General features: G+C 64.3%; 17 protein-coding genes. 9 read left to right on the top strand and 8 right to left on the bottom strand.

All coding sequences use genetic code 11. From position 1 onward, the window contains the following. The first annotated feature begins 33 nt into the window (after positions 1 to 33). Positions 34 to 1,311: a formyl-CoA transferase gene (frc, locus tag ACVW1B_RS07425; RefSeq protein ID WP_057020269.1), complete on the top strand. Its 1,278-nt coding sequence runs from the start codon at positions 34 to 36 to the stop codon at positions 1,309 to 1,311. 116 nt (positions 1,312 to 1,427) lie between these two features. On the opposite strand, the gene ACVW1B_RS07420 is transcribed toward frc, so the two are convergent. From ACVW1B_RS07420 to ACVW1B_RS07390, 7 genes are all read right to left on the bottom strand, one after another. Next, entirely contained in the window at positions 1,428 to 2,066 is a 639-nt protein-coding gene (locus ACVW1B_RS07420; RefSeq protein WP_225163705.1) for a NapC/NirT family cytochrome c, read from the bottom strand. Further along, entirely contained in the window at positions 2,063 to 2,533 is a 471-nt protein-coding gene (locus tag ACVW1B_RS07415; RefSeq protein ID WP_225163706.1) for a nitrate reductase cytochrome c-type subunit, read from the bottom strand. Before ACVW1B_RS07415 ends, ACVW1B_RS07420 begins: the two co-directional genes overlap by 4 nt. Next, positions 2,530 to 5,043, bottom strand: coding sequence for a nitrate reductase catalytic subunit NapA (gene napA, locus ACVW1B_RS07410; protein ID WP_456821441.1), 2,514 nt, complete (start codon positions 5,041 to 5,043; stop codon positions 2,530 to 2,532). The genes ACVW1B_RS07415 and napA overlap by 4 nt, the downstream gene beginning before the upstream one ends. 18 nt (positions 5,044 to 5,061) lie before the next feature. Then, entirely contained in the window at positions 5,062 to 5,349 is a 288-nt protein-coding gene (locus ACVW1B_RS07405) for a chaperone NapD (RefSeq protein WP_249794411.1), read from the bottom strand. A 43-nt stretch (positions 5,350 to 5,392) separates the two neighbouring features. Then, positions 5,393 to 5,578, bottom strand: a complete 186-nt coding sequence (napE, locus tag ACVW1B_RS07400) for a periplasmic nitrate reductase, NapE protein (protein ID WP_225163708.1) — start codon at positions 5,576 to 5,578, stop codon at positions 5,393 to 5,395. A gap of 182 nt (positions 5,579 to 5,760) precedes the next feature. Next, positions 5,761 to 6,003 carry a helix-turn-helix domain-containing protein gene (locus tag ACVW1B_RS07395; RefSeq protein ID WP_057020304.1) on the bottom strand — a complete coding sequence of 81 codons (243 nt, stop codon included), beginning with the start codon at positions 6,001 to 6,003 and terminating at the stop codon, positions 5,761 to 5,763. Between the two features lie 11 nt (positions 6,004 to 6,014). Further along, positions 6,015 to 6,572, bottom strand: a complete 558-nt coding sequence (locus ACVW1B_RS07390; protein WP_456821440.1) for a DUF2975 domain-containing protein — start codon at positions 6,570 to 6,572, stop codon at positions 6,015 to 6,017. Between the two features lie 133 nt (positions 6,573 to 6,705). On the opposite strand from ACVW1B_RS07390, the gene ACVW1B_RS07385 reads away from it, so the two are divergent. Continuing rightward, positions 6,706 to 7,212, top strand: a complete 507-nt coding sequence (locus tag ACVW1B_RS07385; protein WP_456821439.1) for a DUF2147 domain-containing protein — start codon at positions 6,706 to 6,708, stop codon at positions 7,210 to 7,212. Between the two features lie 118 nt (positions 7,213 to 7,330). Here the strand turns inward: ACVW1B_RS07385 and ACVW1B_RS07380 are convergent, their stop codons facing one another. Further along, entirely contained in the window at positions 7,331 to 8,506 is a 1,176-nt protein-coding gene (locus tag ACVW1B_RS07380) for a helix-turn-helix transcriptional regulator (RefSeq protein ID WP_456821438.1), read from the bottom strand. Positions 8,507 to 8,913: 407 nt separating this feature from the next. On the opposite strand from ACVW1B_RS07380, the gene ACVW1B_RS07375 reads away from it, so the two are divergent. From ACVW1B_RS07375 to ACVW1B_RS07345, 7 genes are all read left to right on the top strand, one after another. Continuing rightward, entirely contained in the window at positions 8,914 to 13,905 is a 4,992-nt protein-coding gene (locus tag ACVW1B_RS07375; protein WP_456823010.1) for an autotransporter outer membrane beta-barrel domain-containing protein, read from the top strand. Between the two features lie 188 nt (positions 13,906 to 14,093). After that, the gene (locus ACVW1B_RS07370) at positions 14,094 to 14,231 is read left to right on the top strand and encodes a hypothetical protein (RefSeq protein ID WP_167350443.1); all 138 of its coding nucleotides are present in this window, start codon (positions 14,094 to 14,096) and stop codon (positions 14,229 to 14,231) included. 258 nt (positions 14,232 to 14,489) lie between these two features. Further along, positions 14,490 to 15,782, top strand: a complete 1,293-nt coding sequence (gene oxlT / locus ACVW1B_RS07365) for an oxalate/formate MFS antiporter (protein WP_057020267.1) — start codon at positions 14,490 to 14,492, stop codon at positions 15,780 to 15,782. 235 nt (positions 15,783 to 16,017) lie between these two features. Continuing rightward, the gene (oxlT, locus tag ACVW1B_RS07360; RefSeq protein WP_028331533.1) at positions 16,018 to 17,334 is read left to right on the top strand and encodes an oxalate/formate MFS antiporter; all 1,317 of its coding nucleotides are present in this window, start codon (positions 16,018 to 16,020) and stop codon (positions 17,332 to 17,334) included. 300 nt (positions 17,335 to 17,634) lie between these two features. Beyond that, positions 17,635 to 18,069 carry a CBS domain-containing protein gene (locus ACVW1B_RS07355; protein WP_028331534.1) on the top strand — a complete coding sequence of 145 codons (435 nt, stop codon included), beginning with the start codon at positions 17,635 to 17,637 and terminating at the stop codon, positions 18,067 to 18,069. Between the two features lie 246 nt (positions 18,070 to 18,315). Beyond that, positions 18,316 to 19,311, top strand: a complete 996-nt coding sequence (locus tag ACVW1B_RS07350; RefSeq protein WP_168858126.1) for an NAD(P)H-dependent flavin oxidoreductase — start codon at positions 18,316 to 18,318, stop codon at positions 19,309 to 19,311. A 172-nt stretch (positions 19,312 to 19,483) separates the two neighbouring features. Beyond that, positions 19,484 to 20,452, top strand: coding sequence for a zinc-binding dehydrogenase (locus tag ACVW1B_RS07345; RefSeq protein WP_229189921.1), 969 nt, complete (start codon positions 19,484 to 19,486; stop codon positions 20,450 to 20,452). Positions 20,453 to 20,491: the final 39 nt, after the last annotated feature.

The raw sequence follows: 20,491 nt of genomic DNA, 5'->3' as shown, positions 1-20,491 counted from the left end.
GTGCAGGGGCAGACAGAGTACGGAGCAAACATTATGACCAAGGCGCTGAAGGGCGTTCGCATTCTCGATTTCACCCACGTCCAGTCGGGTCCGACCTGCACGCAATTGCTGGCCTGGTTCGGCGCCGACGTGATCAAGGTCGAGCGTCCCGGCGTCGGCGACATCACGCGCGGCCAGCTGCAGGACATCCCGAACGTGGACAGCCTGTATTTCACCATGCTGAATCACAACAAGCGCTCGATCACGCTCGACACCAAGAACCCGAAGGGCAAGGAAGTGTTGACCGCGCTGATCAAGCAGTGCGACGTGCTGGTCGAAAACTTCGGCCCCGGCGTGCTCGATCGCATGGGCTTCCCCTGGGAGAAGATCCAGGCCATCAACCCGAAGATGATCGTCGCCTCGATCAAGGGTTTTGGCCCCGGCCCGTATGAGGACTGCAAGGTCTACGAGAACGTCGCGCAGTGCACCGGCGGTGCCGCCTCGACCACCGGCTTCCGCGACGGCCTGCCGCTGGTCACCGGCGCGCAGATCGGCGACAGCGGCACCGGGTTGCATCTCGCACTCGGCATCGTCACCGCGCTGTACCATCGCACCCACTCCGGCAAGGGCCAGCGCGTCACCGCCGCGATGCAGGACGGCGTGCTCAACCTTGCCCGGGTCAAGCTGCGCGACCAGCAGCGGCTCGCCCACGGTCCGCTGAAGGAATACAGCCAGTTCGGCGAAGGCATTCCGTTCGGCGATGCCGTGCCGCGCGCCGGCAACGATTCCGGCGGCGGCCAGCCCGGCCGCATCTTGAAGTGCAAGGGCTGGGAGACCGACCCGAACGCCTACATCTACTTCATCACCCAGGCCCCGGTCTGGGAGAAGATCTGCGACGTGATCGGCGAGCCGACCTGGAAGACCGATCCGAACTACGCCAAGCCGCCGGCCCGCCTGCCGCGCCTCAACGAGATCTTCGCCCGCATCGAGCAGTGGACGATGACCAAGACCAAGTTCGAGGCGATGGAGATCCTCAACAAGGACGACATCCCCTGCGGTCCGATCCTGTCGATGAAGGAGATCGCCGAAGACCAGTCGCTGCGCGCGACCGGCACCGTGGTCGAGGTCGATCATCCGACCCGCGGCAAGTACGTCTCGGTCGGCAACCCGATTAAGCTCTCGGATTCGCCGAGCGACGTTCAGCGCTCGCCGCTGCTCGGCGAGCACACCGACGAGATCCTGCGCGAGGTGCTCGGCTTCAGCGATCACCAGGTCGCCGAGATCCACGACTCCGGCGCGCTCGACCCGCCGCGCAAGCAGGCGGCCGAGTAAAGGCAGCGCTCAAGCAGAAACACGAATGGCCGCGGGCAACCGCGGCCATTTTCGTTCCGGCCGGTCGTCAGTTCCGCCGTCGTGGCGAGATCAAGGTCCCCGGCGAAAGCCGGCGCTCATTGCCAGCCCGGAACTCCACGCATGTCGGGTAAGTGATGTGCAATGCCCTTGTGGCAATCGATGCAGGTCTTCTCGCCGGTAAACAGGAAGCGCTGGTGCGCCACCGACGCGCGCGGTGACTGCTTGGTGATATCCATCGATTCCGCGCTGTGACAGTTGCGGCATTCGAGTGAATCGTTGGCCTTGAAACGCGCCCACTCATGCAGCGCGAGCTCGAGCCGCTTGTCGACAAACTTGTCGCGGGTGTCGATGACACCGAACAGGTGGCCCCACACCTCCTTGGAGGCCTGCATCTTGCGTGCGATCTTGTCGGTCCAGTTGTGCGGAACGTGACAGTCCGGGCAGGTGGCGCGGACGCCGGAGCGATTGGTGAAATGGATGGTCGACTTCAGTTCCGCAAACACGTTTTCGCGCATCTCGTGGCAGCCGGTGCAGAATTTCTCGGTGTTGGTCAATTCGAGCGCGGTATTGAACCCGCCCCAGAAAATCACCCCGGCGACGAAGCCCGCGATCACCAGCACGCCGAGCCCAAACACCGTGCTCGGCCGCACCAGCACGTCCCACAGCTCGCGCGCGAAGGCCCATGCGCGTCGGAAGAGCCCCTCCTTCGAGGCTTGGGGGTCGGCCGCCTTCATCGACGGCCGCCCGGACCCGCGCGGCTCAGCATGGTGTCGATGTCGACGAAGTCGTTGCTGATGGGCGGATTGCTCACGCTCTGCGGTACGTGACATTCAGTGCAGAAAAAACGGCGCGGCGAGATCGACGCAAGGAACTGGCCGTCGCGATCCATGAAATGAGTAATCGAGACCATCGGCGCCTGCGACTCGCCGGTGCGGGCGCGCGCGTGACAGGACAGGCATTTGTTGCTGTTCAGATCGATCTGGTAGCCGTCGATCGAATGCGGAATCACCGGCGGCTGCTCGGGATAGTTCCTGACCTCCCGCTCGGACGTGTTGCGCGTCGGCATCATCGGCGGAGCCGGGCCTTCATTATCGAGCGGCGTCGGCCCCCGCAGCCCGGAATCGAGCGATTGCGCCGCCAATGTGCCGGTGCCGGCCCCTATCGCCAGGACGAGCAGAACGACGCGCAGGTCCCTGATCATGACGGCAGCACCTTCTCGATGCGCACGGCGCATTTCTTGAAATCGGTCTGCAGCGAAAGCGGATCGGTGGCGTCGAGCGTCACCTTGTTGATCAGCTTCGACTCGTCGAACCAGGGGACGAACACCAGACCTCGCGGCGGCCGGTCGCGGCCGCGGGTCTCCAGCCGCGCCCGGATGAACCCGCGGCGAGAGATCACCTTGACCTCGTCACCGCGTCGCAGCTTGGCCTCCTGCGCATCATCCGGATGCATGAAGCAGACGGCCTCGGGAAACGCGCGATAGAGTTCGGGCACGCGGCGGGTCATGGTGCCGGAGTGCCAATGCTCCAGCACCCGGCCGGTGGAAAGCCACAAGGGGTATTCGCTATCAGGCGATTCCGCCGGCGGTTCGTAGGGAAGCGCAAAGATGCGCGCCTTGCCATCGGCAAAACCGTAGAACTGCACGCCTCTGCCCTGCCCGACATACGGGTCCGAGCCTTCGCGGAAACGCCACTTCGTCTCCTTGCCGTTCACGACGGGCCAGCGCAGCCCGCGCTCGCCGTGATAGGCATCGAACGGCGCGAGATCGTGGCCGTGGCCGCGGCCGAAGCTGGCATATTCCTCGAACAGCCCTTTCTGGACATAGAAGCCAAACGCCTTGGATTCGTCGTTGGCGTAGCCCGACGCGACGTCGGAGACCGGAAACTTGTCGACCTGGCCGTTGCGATAGAGCATGTCGAACAGCGTCTTGCCACGATACTCCGGCTTCTTTGCCAGCAACTCTTCCGGCCAGACCTCCTCGATCTTGAAGCGCTTGGAAAACTCCATCAATTGCCAGAGATCTGAACGCGACTCGCCCGGAGCGGTGACGAGCTGGTGCCAGAACTGGGTGCGCCGCTCGGCATTGCCATAGGCGCCTTCCTTTTCCACCCACATCGCGGTCGGCAAGATCAGGTCGGCGCCGAGCGCGGTGACGGTCGGATAGACTTCCGAAACGACAATGAAATTGTCGGGGTTGCGGAAACCGGGATAGGTTTCCTCGTTGATGTTGGGACCGGCCTGCAAATTGTTGTTGACCTGCACCCAGTAGGCGTTGAGCAGACCGTCCTTCAGCATCCGGCTTTGCAACACCGCGTGATAGCCCGGCTTGTCCGGAATCGTGCCTTCCGGCAACTTCCAGATCTCCTCCGCCTTGTCGCGATGCGCCTTGTTGGTGACGACCATGTCTGCCGGGAGGCGGTGCGAGAAGGTACCCACCTCGCGTGCGGTACCGCAGGCCGAGGGCTGGCCGGTCAGCGAAAACGGGCTGTTGCCGGGCTCCGCGATCTTCCCGGTCAGAAGGTGAAGATTGTAGACCAGATTGTTGCACCAGACGCCGCGGGTGTGCTGGTTGAAACCCATGGTCCAGAAGCTGACGACCTTGGTCTTCGGGTCAGCGTAGAGCTCGGCCAGCGCCTCCAGGCGATTGAGCGGAACGCCCGACATCTTCGCCGCCTTTTCCAGCGTGTAGTCGGCGAGGAATTTGACGTAGTCGTCGTAGCTCATATCGGTGGCATCGTTGGCCTTGGCCGCACCCGTCGCCTTCTTCTGCAGCGGATGATCGGGCCTCAGGCCGTAGCCGATGTCGGTCTGGCCGCGCTTGAACACGGTATGCGCGGTGACGAAATCCTTGTTCACGCGCCCGGTCTTGATGATGTGATTGGCGATCGCATTGAGGATGTAGAGATCGGAGTGCGGCGTGAACACGATCCCGATGTCGGCAAGGTCGAACGATCGGTGCTCGAAGGTCGAAAGCACGGCGACCCGCACATGCGCCGCCGAAAGCCTGCGGTCGGTCACCCGCGTCCACAGAATCGGGTGCATCTCCGCCATGTTGGAGCCCCACAACACGAAGGCATCGGTGGCCTCGATGTCGTCGTAGCAGCCGGCCGGTTCGTCCATGCCGAAGGTGCGCATCATGCCGACCACGGCTGAGGCCATGCAGTGGCGCGCGTTGGGATCGATGTTGTTGGAGCGAAAGCCGGCCTTGAACAGTTTTGAAGCCGCATAGCCCTCCCAGACCGTCCATTGGCCGGAGCCGAACATGCCGACGCCGCTCGGCCCGCGCTGCTTCAGCGCCGCCTTGAACTTCTCGGCCATGATGTCGAACGCCTCGTCCCACGCGACCGGGGTGAAGTCTCCGTTCTTGTCGTACTTGCCGTTCGTCTTGCGCAGCATCGGCTGCGTCAGGCGATCGTGGCCGTACATGATTTTGGAGAGGAAGTAGCCCTTCACGCAGTTGAGGCCGCGATTTACCTCGGCCTTGATATCGCCGTGGGTGGCAACGACGCGATTGTCCTTGGTTGCCACCATGACGCTGCAGCCGGTGCCGCAGAAGCGGCAGGGAGCCTTGTTCCAGTCGAGTTCGCTGGCATCACGGTCAGTGACGAGGTTTGCCGCGACCGACGCAACTGGCATTCCGCCGGCCGCAGCGGCGATCGCGGCGGCCTCCAGCTTCAGCATCTGGCGGCGGTCGAGCTTGGTTTCGGTCATGGCTTGCCTCCCGGCACTTCAGCAGACGTCGATGGCGTGAAACACCAGCGAGGCGGAATGGACGTGCGGTAACAGAGCGATCGTGTTCAACGTCGCGCCGAGCGCACCGGCATCGGGTGCATCGACCACCACGACGAGCTTGCCTCTGGGGTCGCGGCCGAAAATCTCGCAGCCGGAAACGGCGAGGATGTCGGCTTCGACCGCATCAAGGCTCTCGGGGCGGGCCTGCACCAGGATGCTGGCGATCTCGCCCCCCGGGGGCGCCACGACGCGCTCCGCTGTCAAGGCGCGGCCGGTAATCAACATACGGCGATTGATCGCGGTCTTGCGCACAACGATGCTCTCCCTGTCAGTGCGGTGGGGGCGGACCGGGAGGGCCGGCCACCATTTGGTAGATCCAGATCGCGAGTCCGTATGACCCCACAGTCGCGACCGCGAGCCCCGGCATCAGGATGGCGGTCAGGAACAGGAAGGCGAAGATTTCCATTCGCGTTCGGCGACGCCGTGCATCTGCGTCGCCGTCTGCGACCGCCATGATCGTGTCTCTCGCTTGGGACGTTGGGGGGACGGCATCCGGGCCGCTGCCTTGGACATCAACCTAAGGAGCGGCGGTGAGCGGACATTGATTCAGATCAATGCGCGGAGCGACGGCCTCACGCAGCAAACATATCTCGGGCGAGCGAGACGACTCTACGTGGTAATCAATCGCACGCCGGATCAACCACCCTCGCCGCTCTCGCCCTCGCCGCCCTCATCGCCCGGCACATATTCCAGGATATCGCCCGGCCGGCAGTCCAGCTCGCGGCAGATTGCCGACAGCGTCGAGAAGCGCATCGCCTTCGCCTTGCCAGTCTTCAAGATCGACAGGTTCTGGATCGAAATGCCGATCGCGTCCGCGAGGTCTCCGAGGCGGCGCTTGCGCTTTGCGAGCATGACATCGAGGTTCACCACGATGGGCACAAGCATCACCCTCAGATCGTCAGATCGTTTTCGGACTGCAACAGGATGGCCTGCTCGATCACGAATTTCAGCGCCATCAGGAACACGCCGCCTGCGACGGTGCCGACGTCGACGCCGTAGCTCGGCAGGAAGAACTTGATGTCGCCGAGCTGATACAGCGCATAGGTCACCGCGATGGTCGTGATCGTATCCACAAACGGCCAGACCACCAGGAAGATCCCCATCCACCAGACACCCTGCAGCGTTTCGGACACGAAGATCCGTCCGTTGGCGAATCGGTTCACCATGCGATGTAGGATGCCGATCAGCACGGCGTAAAACGATACCCCAAGCGCGAACAGCGACCAGAACAGCACCTGGCCCTTGGCGGACATGGTCAGCGGGTTGGCGACGATGCTGGCGCACTTCGCCTGCTCGCCGATCAGGTTCTCGGCGATCGTCGCCGACGCCGTGGTGGTGCGGTAATAGGCCAGCCACAGCACCACCGGCAGTGCCGCCCAGATCAACCAGAACGCCCGATCGAGCCTGCGAAACCAGAGCTGGCGCTGCTCACGAACCGATTTCCCCATCGCACCCATCCGAAAAATTCTTTGCCAAAAAGCCGGTACGGCCGGATTGCATCATGCCTAGGCAATGTCATTGACTCAACCTTAAACGTGATTTATTTCATGTTTATCATGAAATTTTTCATGAAGAAGGTGGATGATGACGGTATTCCCAGACCAAAACGGCCTGCGCAAGGCCCTGAAGCAATTGATCCACACTCACCTCACGCGCCGCTTGATCGTGGCCGCGTTCCACATCCCGCTGCTCGGCAGCCCCGCCGATGCCGCCAAGGCGAGCGACAAGGCCAACGATCCGGCCGGCGTCTGGCTGACCCAATCCGGCGACGCCAGGATCAAGGTCCACCGCTGCGGCAGCGCGCTGTGCGGCCGCGTCGTCTGGTTGAAGGAGCCGACAGACAAGGCCACCGGCAAGCCGCAGCTCGACGACAAGAATGCCGATCGCGCGCAGCGCACCCGGCCGGTCATAGGCATGTCGCTGTTCATCAACATGCAGCCCGCCGGCCCGAACAAATGGGCCGGCCGGATCTACAACGCCGACGACGGCAAGACCTATGAGAGCTCGGTGACGCTGGTGTCGCCGGGCACGCTGAACGTTCGCGGCTGCATGGGAACGCTGTGCGCCGGCGAAGACTGGACGCGGTGAAGGGAATGCGGTGAAGGGACTTGGCCCCGACCCTTCATCGGCCAAGAAGAAAAGCAAACCCGCTCACTCGAGGCCGCCGCATTTGGGCGGCCTTCTTTTATGAACGCGCCGCCCGCCCTCAGCCTTCCACGCCGAGCTTCCACAGCGGCGGCAGATCGGCGAAGGGCGGTGTGGTGTGGGCAATGACGATCGCGGCGCGCCGGCTGTCGGAATCGATCTTGCTGTTGATCGCCTTGACGTGCGCCTTCACGGCATCGAGCCCGACGCCGAGGATAGCAGCGATCTCTTCGTTCGACTTGCCCTGCGCGATCCACGACGCCACCTCGATCTGGCGCGGCGTCAGCGCGGGAAATGCCAGACGCAGGCGGTCGCTCGGTGTCAGCGCCGCCAGCGTTCGCTCCTGCGCCTGGCGGTAGCCGCGTAGGATGTGCGGACGAAAACCCTGCATCCGGTCGCGCTCCTCGTCGCTGAACGCCGGCCGTCCCACCACGCGATGCCCGACAACCGTGACCACATAACCGGCGTGCTCGAACGCGATCCCCATGATCCGCCGCGCCCCCGACGGCAGGAACACCTCCTTGGCAATCGGCAGCTCGACGAATTCCTCGTCGCTGAAGAAATCCGACTCGCGCAGCGCGCGTTCGCCATAGAACGCCGGATCGTGCTGCCAGAACGGATGCGAGTGCATGTGCTTCGCAAACGCCTGCATGCCGCGGGCACGAACCTCCGGATCGTCGCCGACCGAAATCAACGACCGGAAATCCCAGCTCGGACGATGGAACTCGGTGAAGCTCACCACCTCCGCATCGACCAGGCGGCCGACGCCGGCGAACAGGACACCAGGCAGCGTGTGCAGGTTGGACTCAGATTCGTAGAGACGAATGATTTCGTCGTCGAGTGTGCTGTCCCGTTGCATGGGATTTTGATCGACCAGGTTTGATTTGATTTTTTGGCGATCACTGCAACGTCGCGACGTGCCCACATGTTGCAGCAAAGCCTCGCTCGCCGTCTTATCGTTCGTGCGCGCGTTGGTATACCCCTTAGGGTAATGGCCAGATCGCATTCGATTACGGAATCTCTCCGCTGTGTCGAGTCCGACACATCGCGCAACGTCATCAGGGACTGCAACACACATGGCCCGGCGAAAGTTGCAACAATCCGAGTTACTACCGGGACTGAATGCGGTGCCCCATTTGACGACGCAGCGGAACGTCCCGCTGTAGGACAGTTCGACGACACCGTAGCGGTTGCTTGGCCTCGATCTGCGCATCACGTCGCAGGCAAGCGTCGGCATCTCCTATGTCGGCCAGTTGGCCGATCGGGTGCAGGATCATTCGGTGAAGGGCAATTTCAGCTGGAAGTTCTGACGACGGCTTCGACACCATCGTCGCTGTTGAATTGGCGTGACACGCGACATCTCGCGCTCTTCCCGCTAACGGGAAGAGCAAGCCGTCTTGATTCAATTTGCGCGCAATTCGCAGCGATTGTGGGACCCGCCTGTTGCAGCAAAGCCTCGCTCGGCGACTTATCGTACGTGCGCACGTTGAATACCCTTTTGGGTAGTGGCCAGATCGTAGTCCATTACGGAATCTGTCGGCAGTGTCGACTCCGACACATCATGCGACATCATCAGGGCTCGAGTCACGTAAGCCCGATGAAGGCGGTGACATCTCGAGGCTGCCGGGGCTGAATGCGGTGACAATGCGGGAATACGCGGCGAAGGATTTCGCTGTAGGACAGTTCGGTGGCGCGCAGACCGCCCGTCTCGATGCGAAGTCGCGCGCGAGTTATTTTCGCACCCTCGCCACGGTCTCGCCGCTTGCGCTGATCCTCGGCACGGCCGGCCTGACATTGCCGGCTCACGCCCAGGCGGCCTGCACGGCTGACACCACGGCGTGCAGCGCTGCCGGTGGTCCCAACTCCGGCGGGCGTGGCGGCTTCGGCGGCAACGGCAATGGCGTCGGCGGCAACAGCACCAACCTGGTGGGCGCCGACACCGTGCAAGTGCCTGGCAGCCCCAGCAGCGGCGGCACCGGCGGGATCGGCGGTGCGGGGGAGAACGCTGGAGGAAACGGCGGCGCGCCGGGCTCGGCACTAACCGGAACGGCTGTCGTGACGACACCAACCACCGGCGTGACCGGCGACACCGGACCGGACGGGTTTCATTTTGGGTCCGGCGGCGGCGGCGGCGGCACCGGGGTGTATTTTTCGGGCACATCCCTGACCGTCAATGGCGGAGTGACAGTCAACGCCGGTAACGGCGGTGCTGGCGGAAATTCTCCCGGCGCCGGTGGCGGTGGTGGCGGCGGCGGCGGTGGCGCCGGCGTGGTCTCCACCGCAGCCGGCGCCTTCGTCTCGAATGCGGGGACGATCACGGGAGGGCAAGGCGGGGCCGGAGGCGGCGGGACCGGACTCGGCGGCGGCGGCGGGGGCGGCGGCGATGGCTTGCTGGTGCTCGGCGATGGAACGTCGATCAGCAACGCCGGCAGCATTACCGGAGGCGGCGGCGGCAGCGGCGGGATCGGCTCCCTTGGCGGAGCCGGCACCGGCGGCAGCGGCGCTGGCGTCAATCTGGTCAGCAGCAATAATACACTGGGCAACACCGGCACCATCACGGGCGGTGCCGCGACCGGCGGAGGTACGGCCGGCGTCGGTGTCATGACCAATGGAAACAGCACCATCAACAATGCCGGCACGATCAGTGGCGGGCTCAACGCCGACGGCGCAACCCATGCGGCCGCGATCCGTTTCGGTGGAACCAGCAACGTCCTGAATTTGCTGACCGGCTCGACGCTTGTCGGCGATATTCAATTGATTACGGGTGCCGCTGCAACGATTGCAGCACAAAACAACGGGTTCGCGGTCGGCAACAACATCGTGCTCGGCTCCGGCTCCCTCGTCGCCTTCAACACCACGCCGGCCAATTTTTCAGTCACCGGTGTGGTATCGGGCGCCGGCAGCGTGGCCGTGACCGGAATAGGCACGCTCACACTCTCCGGGAACAACAGCTACACCGGAGGAACGACGCTGGCGGGCGGAACGCTGTCGGTGTCGTCAGAGGCCAACCTCGGCGCGGCTTCGGGCTCCCTGACCTTCAACGGCGGCACGCTCCAGGTGACTGGCACGAGCTTCACCGGTACGTCACGCACCATCAATTGGGGCGGCGGCGGCTTCGAGATCGTCGATGGCACCAACAATTTCGTCGTCAGCAACTCGTTCACGGGCAACGGCGGGCTGACCAAGTCCGGCGCCGGAACGCTGACCTTCACCGGCAGCAACAACTACTCCGGCGGCACCACCATCTCCGCCGGCACGCTGCAACTCGGCAACGGCGTCAGCTTCGGATCCATCACCGGCAACGTGGTGAACAACGGCATTTTCGCCGTCAACCGATCGGACATCTATACCTTCGGCGGGACGATCTCGGGCAGCGGTGCGTTCGCGCAGATCGGCATCGGCACCACCATCCTGACCGGCACCAACAGCTATGGCGGCGGCACGACTATGTCGCGTGGCACAGTGCAGGTGTCATCGGACACCAATCTCGGCGCCGCGTCGGGCGCGCTGAATTTCGACGGCGGTGGCACGCTGCGGGTCACCGGCACAGCCTTCACCGGCACCACGCGCGCCATCAACCTGGGCAGCGGCGGCGGAGCGTTCGATATCGCCGATGCCGCCAACAATTTCACTCTGGGCCAGTCGATCAACGGAAACGGCACCCTGTTCAAGTTCGGCGCCGGAACGCTGACCTTGACCGGCAACAGCAGCCTGACCGGCGGCATCGCAATCAGCGCGGGCACGCTGCAACTCGGCAACGGCGGCACCTCCGGCTCCATCCTGGGCCAGGTGGTGAACAATGGCACCTTCGCCATCAACCGCTCCGACACCTATACTTTCGGCGGCGACATCTCGGGCAGCGGCGGGTTCGTGCAGAAGGGCAGCGGCACCACCATCCTGACCGGCACCGGCCGCTATGGCGGCGGCACCACGATCGCGAACGGCACGCTGCAGATCGGCAATGGCGGCACGTCGGGCGCGATCACCGGTAACGTCTTCAATAACGGACGGCTGATCTTCAACCGCTCCGACGACAGCACCTTTGCCGGTTCGATCAGCGGCGGCGGCCTCTTCACCAAGAGCGGGACCGGCACGCTGACGCTCTCCGGGAACAACACCTATACCGGCGGCACGCAGCTGCTCGGCGGCACCTTGGTCGTGCAAGGTGGCAACGCCCTTGGCGACAATTCCAGCGTCATCGTGCTCGGCAACAGCACGCTGCGCCTGCTCAGCAATGAGACGGTGGCAACGCTGTCGTCCGGCACCACCGATTTCGGCACCGTCGATCTGGCCGGCGGCAATCTCACCACCAGCCTGAAGTCGACCATCACCACCGCGCTCTACTACGGCGCCATCACCGGCGCGGGCGGTTACATCAAGGACGGCAGCTACAAGCAGGTGCTGGCCGGCACCAGCAGTTACACCGGCGGCACCACGATCCAGGCCGGCACGCTGCAGCTCGGCGATACCACGCATCAGGGCAAGATCATCGGCAGCGTGCTCAACAACGCCACCTTCGAGGTGGTCAACGCCGATACCTCGGGCCTGACCACGATCACCAACAACAGCAAGCTAAACTTCCGCAACGCGACCTCGGCCGGCGCCGCCACGCTCGTCACCACGGCGAGCGGCCAGACCGCGTTTGCCGGCAACAGCACGGCGGGCAATGCCCGTCTCGTCACCGACGCCGGCGGCGTCGTGGATTTTTCCGCAAGCACGGGGCCGGCCGGAAACCGCGTTCTCTCCGCCGGCTCGATTGAGGGAGCCGGCCGCTATAATCTCGGCGCGAACGCACTCACCGTCGGCGGCAACGACCTGTCGACGATCGTCAGCGGCGTCATCGCCGACGGCGGCGCGAGCGGCGGCACCGGCGCATCGCTCACCAAGATCGGTGCCGGCACGCTGACCCTGAACGGCCAAAGCACCTACACCGGCGCGACCAACGTCAACGCCGGCAAGCTCGTGGTCGGCGACGACAGCCACGGCGGCGCAAGCCTTGCCAGCGCCGTCACGGTGAACAATGGCGGCACCCTCGGCGGCATCGGCACCGTCGGCGGCGTCACGGCCAATGCCGGCGGCATCGTCGCGCCCGGCAATTCGATCGGCACCTTGAACGTCGCCGGCAACGTTTCCTTCGCGGCCGGCTCGATCTACCAGGTCGAGGCCAATGCGGCCGGCCAGTCCGACAAGATCATAGCCACCGGCACCGCGACGCTCGCCGGCGGCAATGTGCTGGCGCTGGCGCAGACCGGCACCTATGCGCCGCAGACGGTCTACACCATCCTCACCGCGAACGGCGGCGTGAACGGCACCTTCACCGATGTCACGAGCAGCCTGACATTCCTCACGCCGACGCTGAGCTACGACGCCAACGACGTCTTCCTGACGCTCGCCCGCAACGCCACCTCGCTGACGAGCGTCGCGTCGACACCGAACCAGATCGCCGTCGCCGGCGCACTGGACGCAAGCGGGCAACAGCGCGATCCGCTGATGGTCGCCGTGCTGAACCAGAACGCCGCCGGCGCGCGGCAGGCGTTCGATGCGCTGTCCGGTGAAGTGCATGCCAGCGCGCAGACCGCGATGCTCGACGACTCGCGCTATCTGCGCGAAGCCGTGCTCGGCCGTCTGCGGCAAGCTTCGTTCGCCGGCAGCAGCGGGCCGATGGCGGCGCTCGGTTCAGGTGGCCCGCAGACCGCTGCGATGGATCAGCTTTCGGTCAGCACCGCGCTCGCCTATGCCGGCACCGAGCGGCCCGCGTTTCCGGTCAAGGCGCCGCCACTCGCGCATGCTGCACCGATCGCGGACACCACATTCTGGGCACAGGGGGTCGGCGCCTGGGGCCGGTTGAACGGCGACGGCAATGCCGCGGGAATGACGCGCGACCTCGCCGGCTTCTTCAGCGGCGTCGATCATAGATTCGCGCCGAACTGGATCGCCGGCATCGCCGGCGGCTACACCAGTTCGTCGGTTCATATCGGCGATCGCGCGAGCTCGGCCGATATCGAGACCGCGCATCTCGCCGGCTATGTCGGCGCGAGCTACGGCGCGGTCAATCTGCGCGGCGGCGCCTCGGCAAGCTTCAGCACGCTCGACACCAGCCGTTCGATCGTGTTCCCAGGCTTCTTCGACACCGCGCGCGCCCGCTATGACGCGACCACGGCGCAGGTGTTCGGCGAGATCGGCTACGGGCTCTCGCTCGGCCGCACCGCGCTCGAGCCGTTCGCGGGCCTTGCCTGGGCCCACCTCAACACCGACAGCTTTGCCGAGACCGGTGGCACCGGCGCCGCCGCGCTGCGCGGCTCCGGCAACGACCAGGATGTCGGCTATTCCTCACTTGGCGCCCGCATCGCCACCAGCTTCGCCCTCACCAATGGCATGCAGCTGACGCCGCGGGCCTCGGTGGCCTGGCAGTACGCCTTCGGCGACGTGACCCCGACGGCGGCGCTCGCGTTTCAGAGCCTGGGAACCGGATTCAGCATGGCCGGCGTGCCGCTGGCGCGGAACGCGGCGCTGGTCGAAGGCGGGCTCGACCTGCGGGTCACGCCGCAGGCCAGCATCGGCATCGCCTATGTCGGCCAGCTCGCCGACCGGGTCCAGGATCACTCGGTAAAGGCCAGTTTTAGCTGGAAATTCTGACCCGGCGCCGCCGCCGGACTCCGTCCCTTCCACGCCAATCCGGAATGCCGATCTGCCGATTTTGCTGCATTGCACAGTCGTGCATGCTGCTATGCAAACAAGTTCGTTGTATCTGGCATCTGGTATACATAGTTTGGCTGCAGATGATGAGCCGGCCCATTGCTGGCCTCCAATGAAAGGGGACACCAATGTCCAAGACCACTGTACTGACGCTCGCGCCCTCCTCCACCCTGTTCGGCCGTCTGCTGGCCTCGATCGACCGCCTGCTGATGAAGAGCGCGGAGATCTCGAATCGCAACGGCGACCTGCCGCGCTTCGGCCTCTAAGCCAAGGGATTTCCGGCGCTCTCCGCCGGATGCAGCTTTCGTCGCAAGATGCGACCTGACATTGAACCTTCGACCAATGGCCCCGATTTTCGGGGCCATTTCCTTGCGCGCTGAACTAGTCTCCCGGGGTGCCCGGGCTGAGTCCTGTGCGGCATAAGCGCGCGCCGCCCCTGCGACAGCTTGAACCTTGGCATATCGGATACCAAGATGGCCATCGCGCGCTCATAAGCAACGACAAGGGGCGCACTGGGAGGATCTATGTCGGACATGGTTCAGGCAACTGCGGCCCCTGCGGCCGCGCGTGTCAGCGACACCTATCGCTGGACGCAACTCGCGATCGGCGTCGCCGCGATGGTGATGATCGCAAATTATCAATACGGGTGGACGTTCTTCGTCCCCGACATCCAGAAGAAATTCGGATGGGATCGCGCATCGATCCAATGGGCCTTCACGCTGTTCGTGCTGTTCGAGACCTGGCTGGTGCCGGTGGAAGGCTGGTTCGTCGACAAATACGGTCCGCGCATCGTCGTGCTGGTCGGCGGCATCCTTTGCGCACTCGGCTGGGCGATCAACGCGCAGGCGACGACCCTGAACGGCTACTATCTCGGCATGATCATCGCCGGCATCGGCGCCGGCGGCGTCTACGGCACCTGCGTCGGCAACGCGCTGAAATGGTTTCCGGATAAACGCGGACTTGCCGCGGGCATCACCGCTGCCGGCTTCGGCGCAGGCTCGGCGCTCACGGTCGCGCCGATCCAGGCGATGATCAAGGACTCCGGCTTCCAGACCACCTTCCTGTATTTCGGTCTCGGCCAGGGCATCATCATCGTGCTGCTCTCCTTCTTCCTGCTGGCGCCGAAGGCCGGACAGGTGCCGGCCGTCGTGGCGAACGCCAACATCATCCAGACCCGGCGCAACTATCAGCCGACCGAAGTGCTGCGGCAGCCGATCTTCTGGCTGATGTACTTCATGTTCGTGATCGTCGGCGCCGGTGGCCTGATGGTGACGGCGAACCTGAAGCCGATCGCGGTCGACTGGAAGGTCGACAGCGTGCCGGTCACGCTGATGGCGGTGACGATGACGGCCGTGACCTTCGCGGCAACCATCGACCGCGTCCTCAACGGTCTGACGCGTCCGTTCTTCGGCTGGATTTCCGACATGATCGGCCGCGAGAACACGATGTTCATCGCCTTCGGCATGGAAGGCATCGGCATCTGGATGCTCTACCTCTGGGGACACGACCCGGTTTGGTTCGTGCTGCTCTCGGGCTTCGTGTTCTTTGCCTGGGGCGAGATCTACTCGCTGTTCCCCTCGACCTGCACCGATACGTTCGGCGCCAAGTTCGCCACCACGAATGCGGGCCTGCTCTACACCGCGAAGGGCACCGCGGCGCTCTTGGTGCCGATCGCCAACTACATGCAGCAATCGTCGGGCAACTGGGACAAGGTGTTCATCATCGCGGCAGGCGCCAACATCCTCGCCTCGCTGCTCGCGATCATGCTGCTCAAGCCCTGGCGAAAAATCGTGGTCGCGAAATCGGCTACGGCTTAAGCAACCGCCTCACCACAGCCTGCGAAGCGCCCGGTCAAAAGCCGGGCGCTTTTCATTTTGCCGTTAGGAAGAGGCCGTCCGGAGCGGCGCGTCGGAGGGCAGATTTGCTGCATTGCAGCAGAATGAAGGGCTTGCTTTCTGGAATATAGTATACCAACTTCCGCCGACGCTTGCGACGATACGCCACAATAATTGCGACACTCGGTCACAAGACCAGCGCGCTCGGGAGGACTTGATGGTTTCCAGCAATACTGCCGTCACACAAGCTCAACCTTCGTCCAGCGGCTTCCGCTGGCTGCAGCTCGTCATGGGCATCGTCTGCATGGCGATGATCGCGAACCTGCAATACGGCTGGACGCTGTTCGTCGATCCGATCGACGGCGCGCACCACTGGGGGCGCGCGGCGATCCAGTTCGCCTTCACGATCTTCGTGGTGACCGAGACCTGGCTGGTGCCGGTCGAGGCCTGGTTCGTCGACAAATACGGCCCGCGGCTCGTCATCATGTTCGGCGGCATCATGATCGCGCTCGCCTGGGTGTTGAACTCCTATGCCGACTCGCTCGCCTTGCTCTACACCGCCGCCGTGTTCGGCGGCATCGGCGCCGGTGCGGTGTACGGCACCTGCGTCGGCAACGCGCTGAAGTGGTTTCCCGATCGCCGCGGCCTCGCCGCCGGCGCAACCGCGGCCGGCTTCGGCGCCGGCGCCGCGCTCACCGTGGTGCCGATTGCAAAGATGATCGCCGCGAGCGGCTATCAGACTGCGTTCTTCGATTTCGGCATCGGACAGGGATTGATCGTCTTCCTGCTCGCCTTCTTCATCCAGCCGCCCGCGGTCTCGATCCCGCCGAAGAAGAAGCAGCTCAATCTGCCGCAGACCAAGGTCGACTTCACGCCGCCGCAGGTGCTGCGCAGCCCGATCTTCTGGGTGATGTATCTGGTGTTCGTGATGGTCGCCGCCGGCGGCCTGATGGCGGCGGCGCAGATCGCACCGATCGCGCACGACTACAAGATCGCGAACACGCCGGTCACGCTCGCCGGCTTCCAGATGGCCGCGCTGACCTTCGCGATCTCGCTCGACCGCATCTTCGACGGTTTCGGACGGCCGTTCTTCGGTTGGGTGTCCGACAATATCGGCCGCGAGCACACCATGTTCATTGCGTTCGGCACCGGCGCGCTGATGCTGCTCACGCTGTCGACCTGGGGTCACAACCCGGTGGTGTTCGTGCTGGCGACCGCGGTCTATTTCGGCGTGTTCGGCGAGATCTACTCGCTGTTCCCGGCGACCTGCGGCGACACCTTCGGCTCGAAGTTCGCGACCACCAACAACGGCATGCTCTACACCGCGAAGGGCACCGCAGCGCTTTTGGTGCCTGCCGCCAGCATCGTTGCCGCCAGCTATGGCTGGCAGGCGGTGTTCGTGATCGCGGTCGCCCTCAACGCCACCGCGGCGCTGATGGCGCTGTTCGTGATCAAGCCGATGCGCCGCGCCTTCATCAACGGCAACGAGGCTGCCGCCGCGGAAGAGACCGCGACGAGCGCCAAGACGGCTTAACAAGACGGCTTGGCTAAAGACCACCCGATCAGGACCGCTTGGTCCCGACATTTCCCCGGAGACTGATGGAGGCGCATTTCGGTGCGCCTCTTCTCTTTTTTGCCAGCTCAGGGATGCCAGATGCCACCACGCTTAGTGCGGCAGATCGCCCGCGCCGCGCACGGCCGCTCACAATCGTCGGAAATGTCAGCAAACCTGCCTATTTTAGCATTTTGCTGATGGTAGATTTCTGTGACAGCCACGTTGACAATTGGCATTTTGTATACCAGACTCCAGTCAACGATAACCAAGGAGGTTGCCATGCAAGTCGGAGATATCCTGCGCAAGAAGACCCCCCGCGTCGCCACGGTGCGCATGAACGAGACGGTGGCGATCGCCGCGCAACTGATGCGGGCCAGCAATATCAGCGCGCTCGTGGTCAAGGATGTCGTTCGCACCGAGGGTAACACCGCCGTCGGCATGTTCACCGAGCGCGACGTGGTGCGCGCGATCGCCGAGCACGGTGCGGCGGGCGCAAGCATGAAGGTGTCGCAGTTCGTGTCGGTGCAGCAGCTGGTGTCGTGCACATCGAGCGACACGCTCGAGCACATCCGTCATCTCATGACCAAGCACCACATTCGCCACGTGCCCGTCATCGACAATTACAGCCTGATCGGCGTCGTCAGCATGCGCGACATCGCCGCCGCATTCGACGAGGAGACCGCCGCGTCGAAGAAAGACGCCGTGCCGGCGTAACAAGCGCCTGCTTTGCCTTGCTCTCAGCCAGGCGCTGCGTGTTCGATCACCAGCGCCTGAACAGATGACGAAAGATTTCCGTCCCGCCCTCGCCCGACCGCCGCGGCCTGTCATTTCCGCATGGGCGCGCCGCAGGTCGCCGGTAGACAATTGCCGGACAGGACTGCATCCTTCCCTCGACATCCCATAACAACACCGTGCGCCGCCGTCCGCGACACGGAAAATTTTGATGGAAACGAGGGCAGAATGATCAAGACACGTTTCACCGAAATGTTCGGCGTCGACCACCCGATCGTGCAGGGCGGCATGCAATGGGTCGGGCGCGCCGAGCTGGTTGCCGCCGTCGCCAATGCCGGCGCGCTCGGCATGATCACCGCGCTGACGCAGCCGACGCCGGACGATCTGCGCAAGGAAATCGCGCGCTGCCGCGAGCTGACCGACAAGCCGTTCGGCGTCAACCTGACCATCCTGCCCGCGATCAAGCCGCCGCCCTACGCCGAGTATCGCCAGGCCATCATCGAGAGCGGCATCAAGATCGTCGAGACCGCCGGCAACAAGCCGCAGGAACATGTCGACGAGTTCAAGAAGCACGGCATCAAGGTGCTGCACAAATGCACCAGCGTGCGCCACGCGCTGTCCGCCGAGCGGATGGGCGCCGACGCGATCTCGATCGACGGCTTTGAATGCGCCGGCCATCCCGGCGAGGACGACACCCCCGGCCTGATCCTGATCCCCGCCGCAGCCGACAAGGTGAAGATCCCGATGATCGCCTCGGGCGGCTTCGGCGATGCGCGCGGCCTGGTCGCAGCGCTCGCGCTCGGCGCCGAAGGCATCAACATGGGCACGCGCTTCATGTGCACCAGGGAGAGCCCGATCCATCAGCTGGTAAAGGAACGCATCGTCGCCAATGACGAGCGCGAGACCGAGCTGATCTTCCGCACCATGCGCAACACCTCGCGCGTCGCCAAGAACGCGATCTCGACCAAGGTCGTGCAGATGGAGAAGGAAGGCGCCAAGTTCGAGGACGTGCGCGAGCTGGTCGCCGGCGCGCGCGGCAAGATGGTCTACGCGTCGGGCGATGCCGACGAAGGCATCTGGTCGGCCGGCCAGGTGCAGGGCCTGATCCACGACATTCCGTCCTGTGCCGAGCTGGTGTCGCGCATCGTCCACGAAGCGGAAGCGATCATCCGCGAACGGCTGGAAGCCATGATGTCCGGCGCCAAGCGTCAGGCCGCGGAATAGGCCGGAGCGGAGCACGAGTGTTATCCGTCACCCTGAGGAGCGCGAAGCGCGTCTCGAAGGGTCGACGGCCACCAGCCGGGCCGTCCATCCTTCGAGGGCCGCTGAAAAAGCGGCCACCTCAGGATGACGGAATTCAAGTCATCTCGCGTTAGACACAAACGAGAAGAAGCCCATGAAAGCCTATGTCTACGGCCCTAACGGCCCTGAAATCACCGACGTTGCGAAGCCCGTGCCGAAGGGCACCCAGGTGCTGGTCAAGGTTCATGCCTGCGGGCTGAACCGCGCCGATCTCGGCATGACCAAGGGCCATGTCCACGGCGCGGCCGGCGGCGTCGGCACCGTGCTCGGCATGGAATGGGCCGGCGAGGTCGCCGAGCTCGGCCCCGATGCCAAGGGCGTCAAGGTCGGCGACAAGATCATGGGCTCCGGCGGCGCGGCGTTCGCCGAATACACGCTGGCCGATCACGGCCGGCTGTTCCGCGCGCCCTCGAACATGAATTTCGACGAGGCCGCAACCCTGCCCGTCGCGCTCGCCACCATGCACAACGCCGTCGTCACCAATGGCGCACTGCTGCCGGGCCAGAGCGTGCTGATCCAGGGCGCAAGCTCCGGCGTCGGGCTGATGGCGATGCAGATCGCCAAGCTGAAGGGCGCCAAGCTCGTGGTGGGCTCATCGACTGATGCGATGCGTCGCGGCCGACTGAAGGAGTTCGGCGCCGATCTCGCGGTGGACTCGAAGGATCCCGGCTGGGTCGATCAGGTGCTGCAGGCGACATCAGGCGAAGGCGTCGACCTGATCGTCGACCAGGTTTCCGGACCGGTCGCGAACCAGAACCTCAAGGCGACCAAGGTCAAGGGCCGCATCGTCAATGTCGGCCGGCTCGGCGGCACCCACGGCGACTTCAACTTCGACCTGCACGCGGCACGCCGCATCCAGTATATCGGCGTCACCTTCCGCACCCGCTCGATCGAGGAGATCCGCGCGATCTTCGAGGAGGTGCGCAAGGACATCTGGCCCGCGGTCGAGGCACGCAAGCTGCAGCTGCCGATCGACCAGGTCTACAAATTCGCCGACATCGGCAAGGCATTCGAGCACATGGAAGCCAACAAGCACCTCGGCAAGATCGTGGTGACGCTGTAGCGGCAGCCTCCGGCGATCGTCATCGTCATTGCGAGCGAC

The sequence above is a fragment of the Bradyrhizobium sp. USDA 4502 genome (genome assembly GCF_054063355.1).
This window is presented reverse-complemented; position numbering and strand designations above follow the sequence as displayed.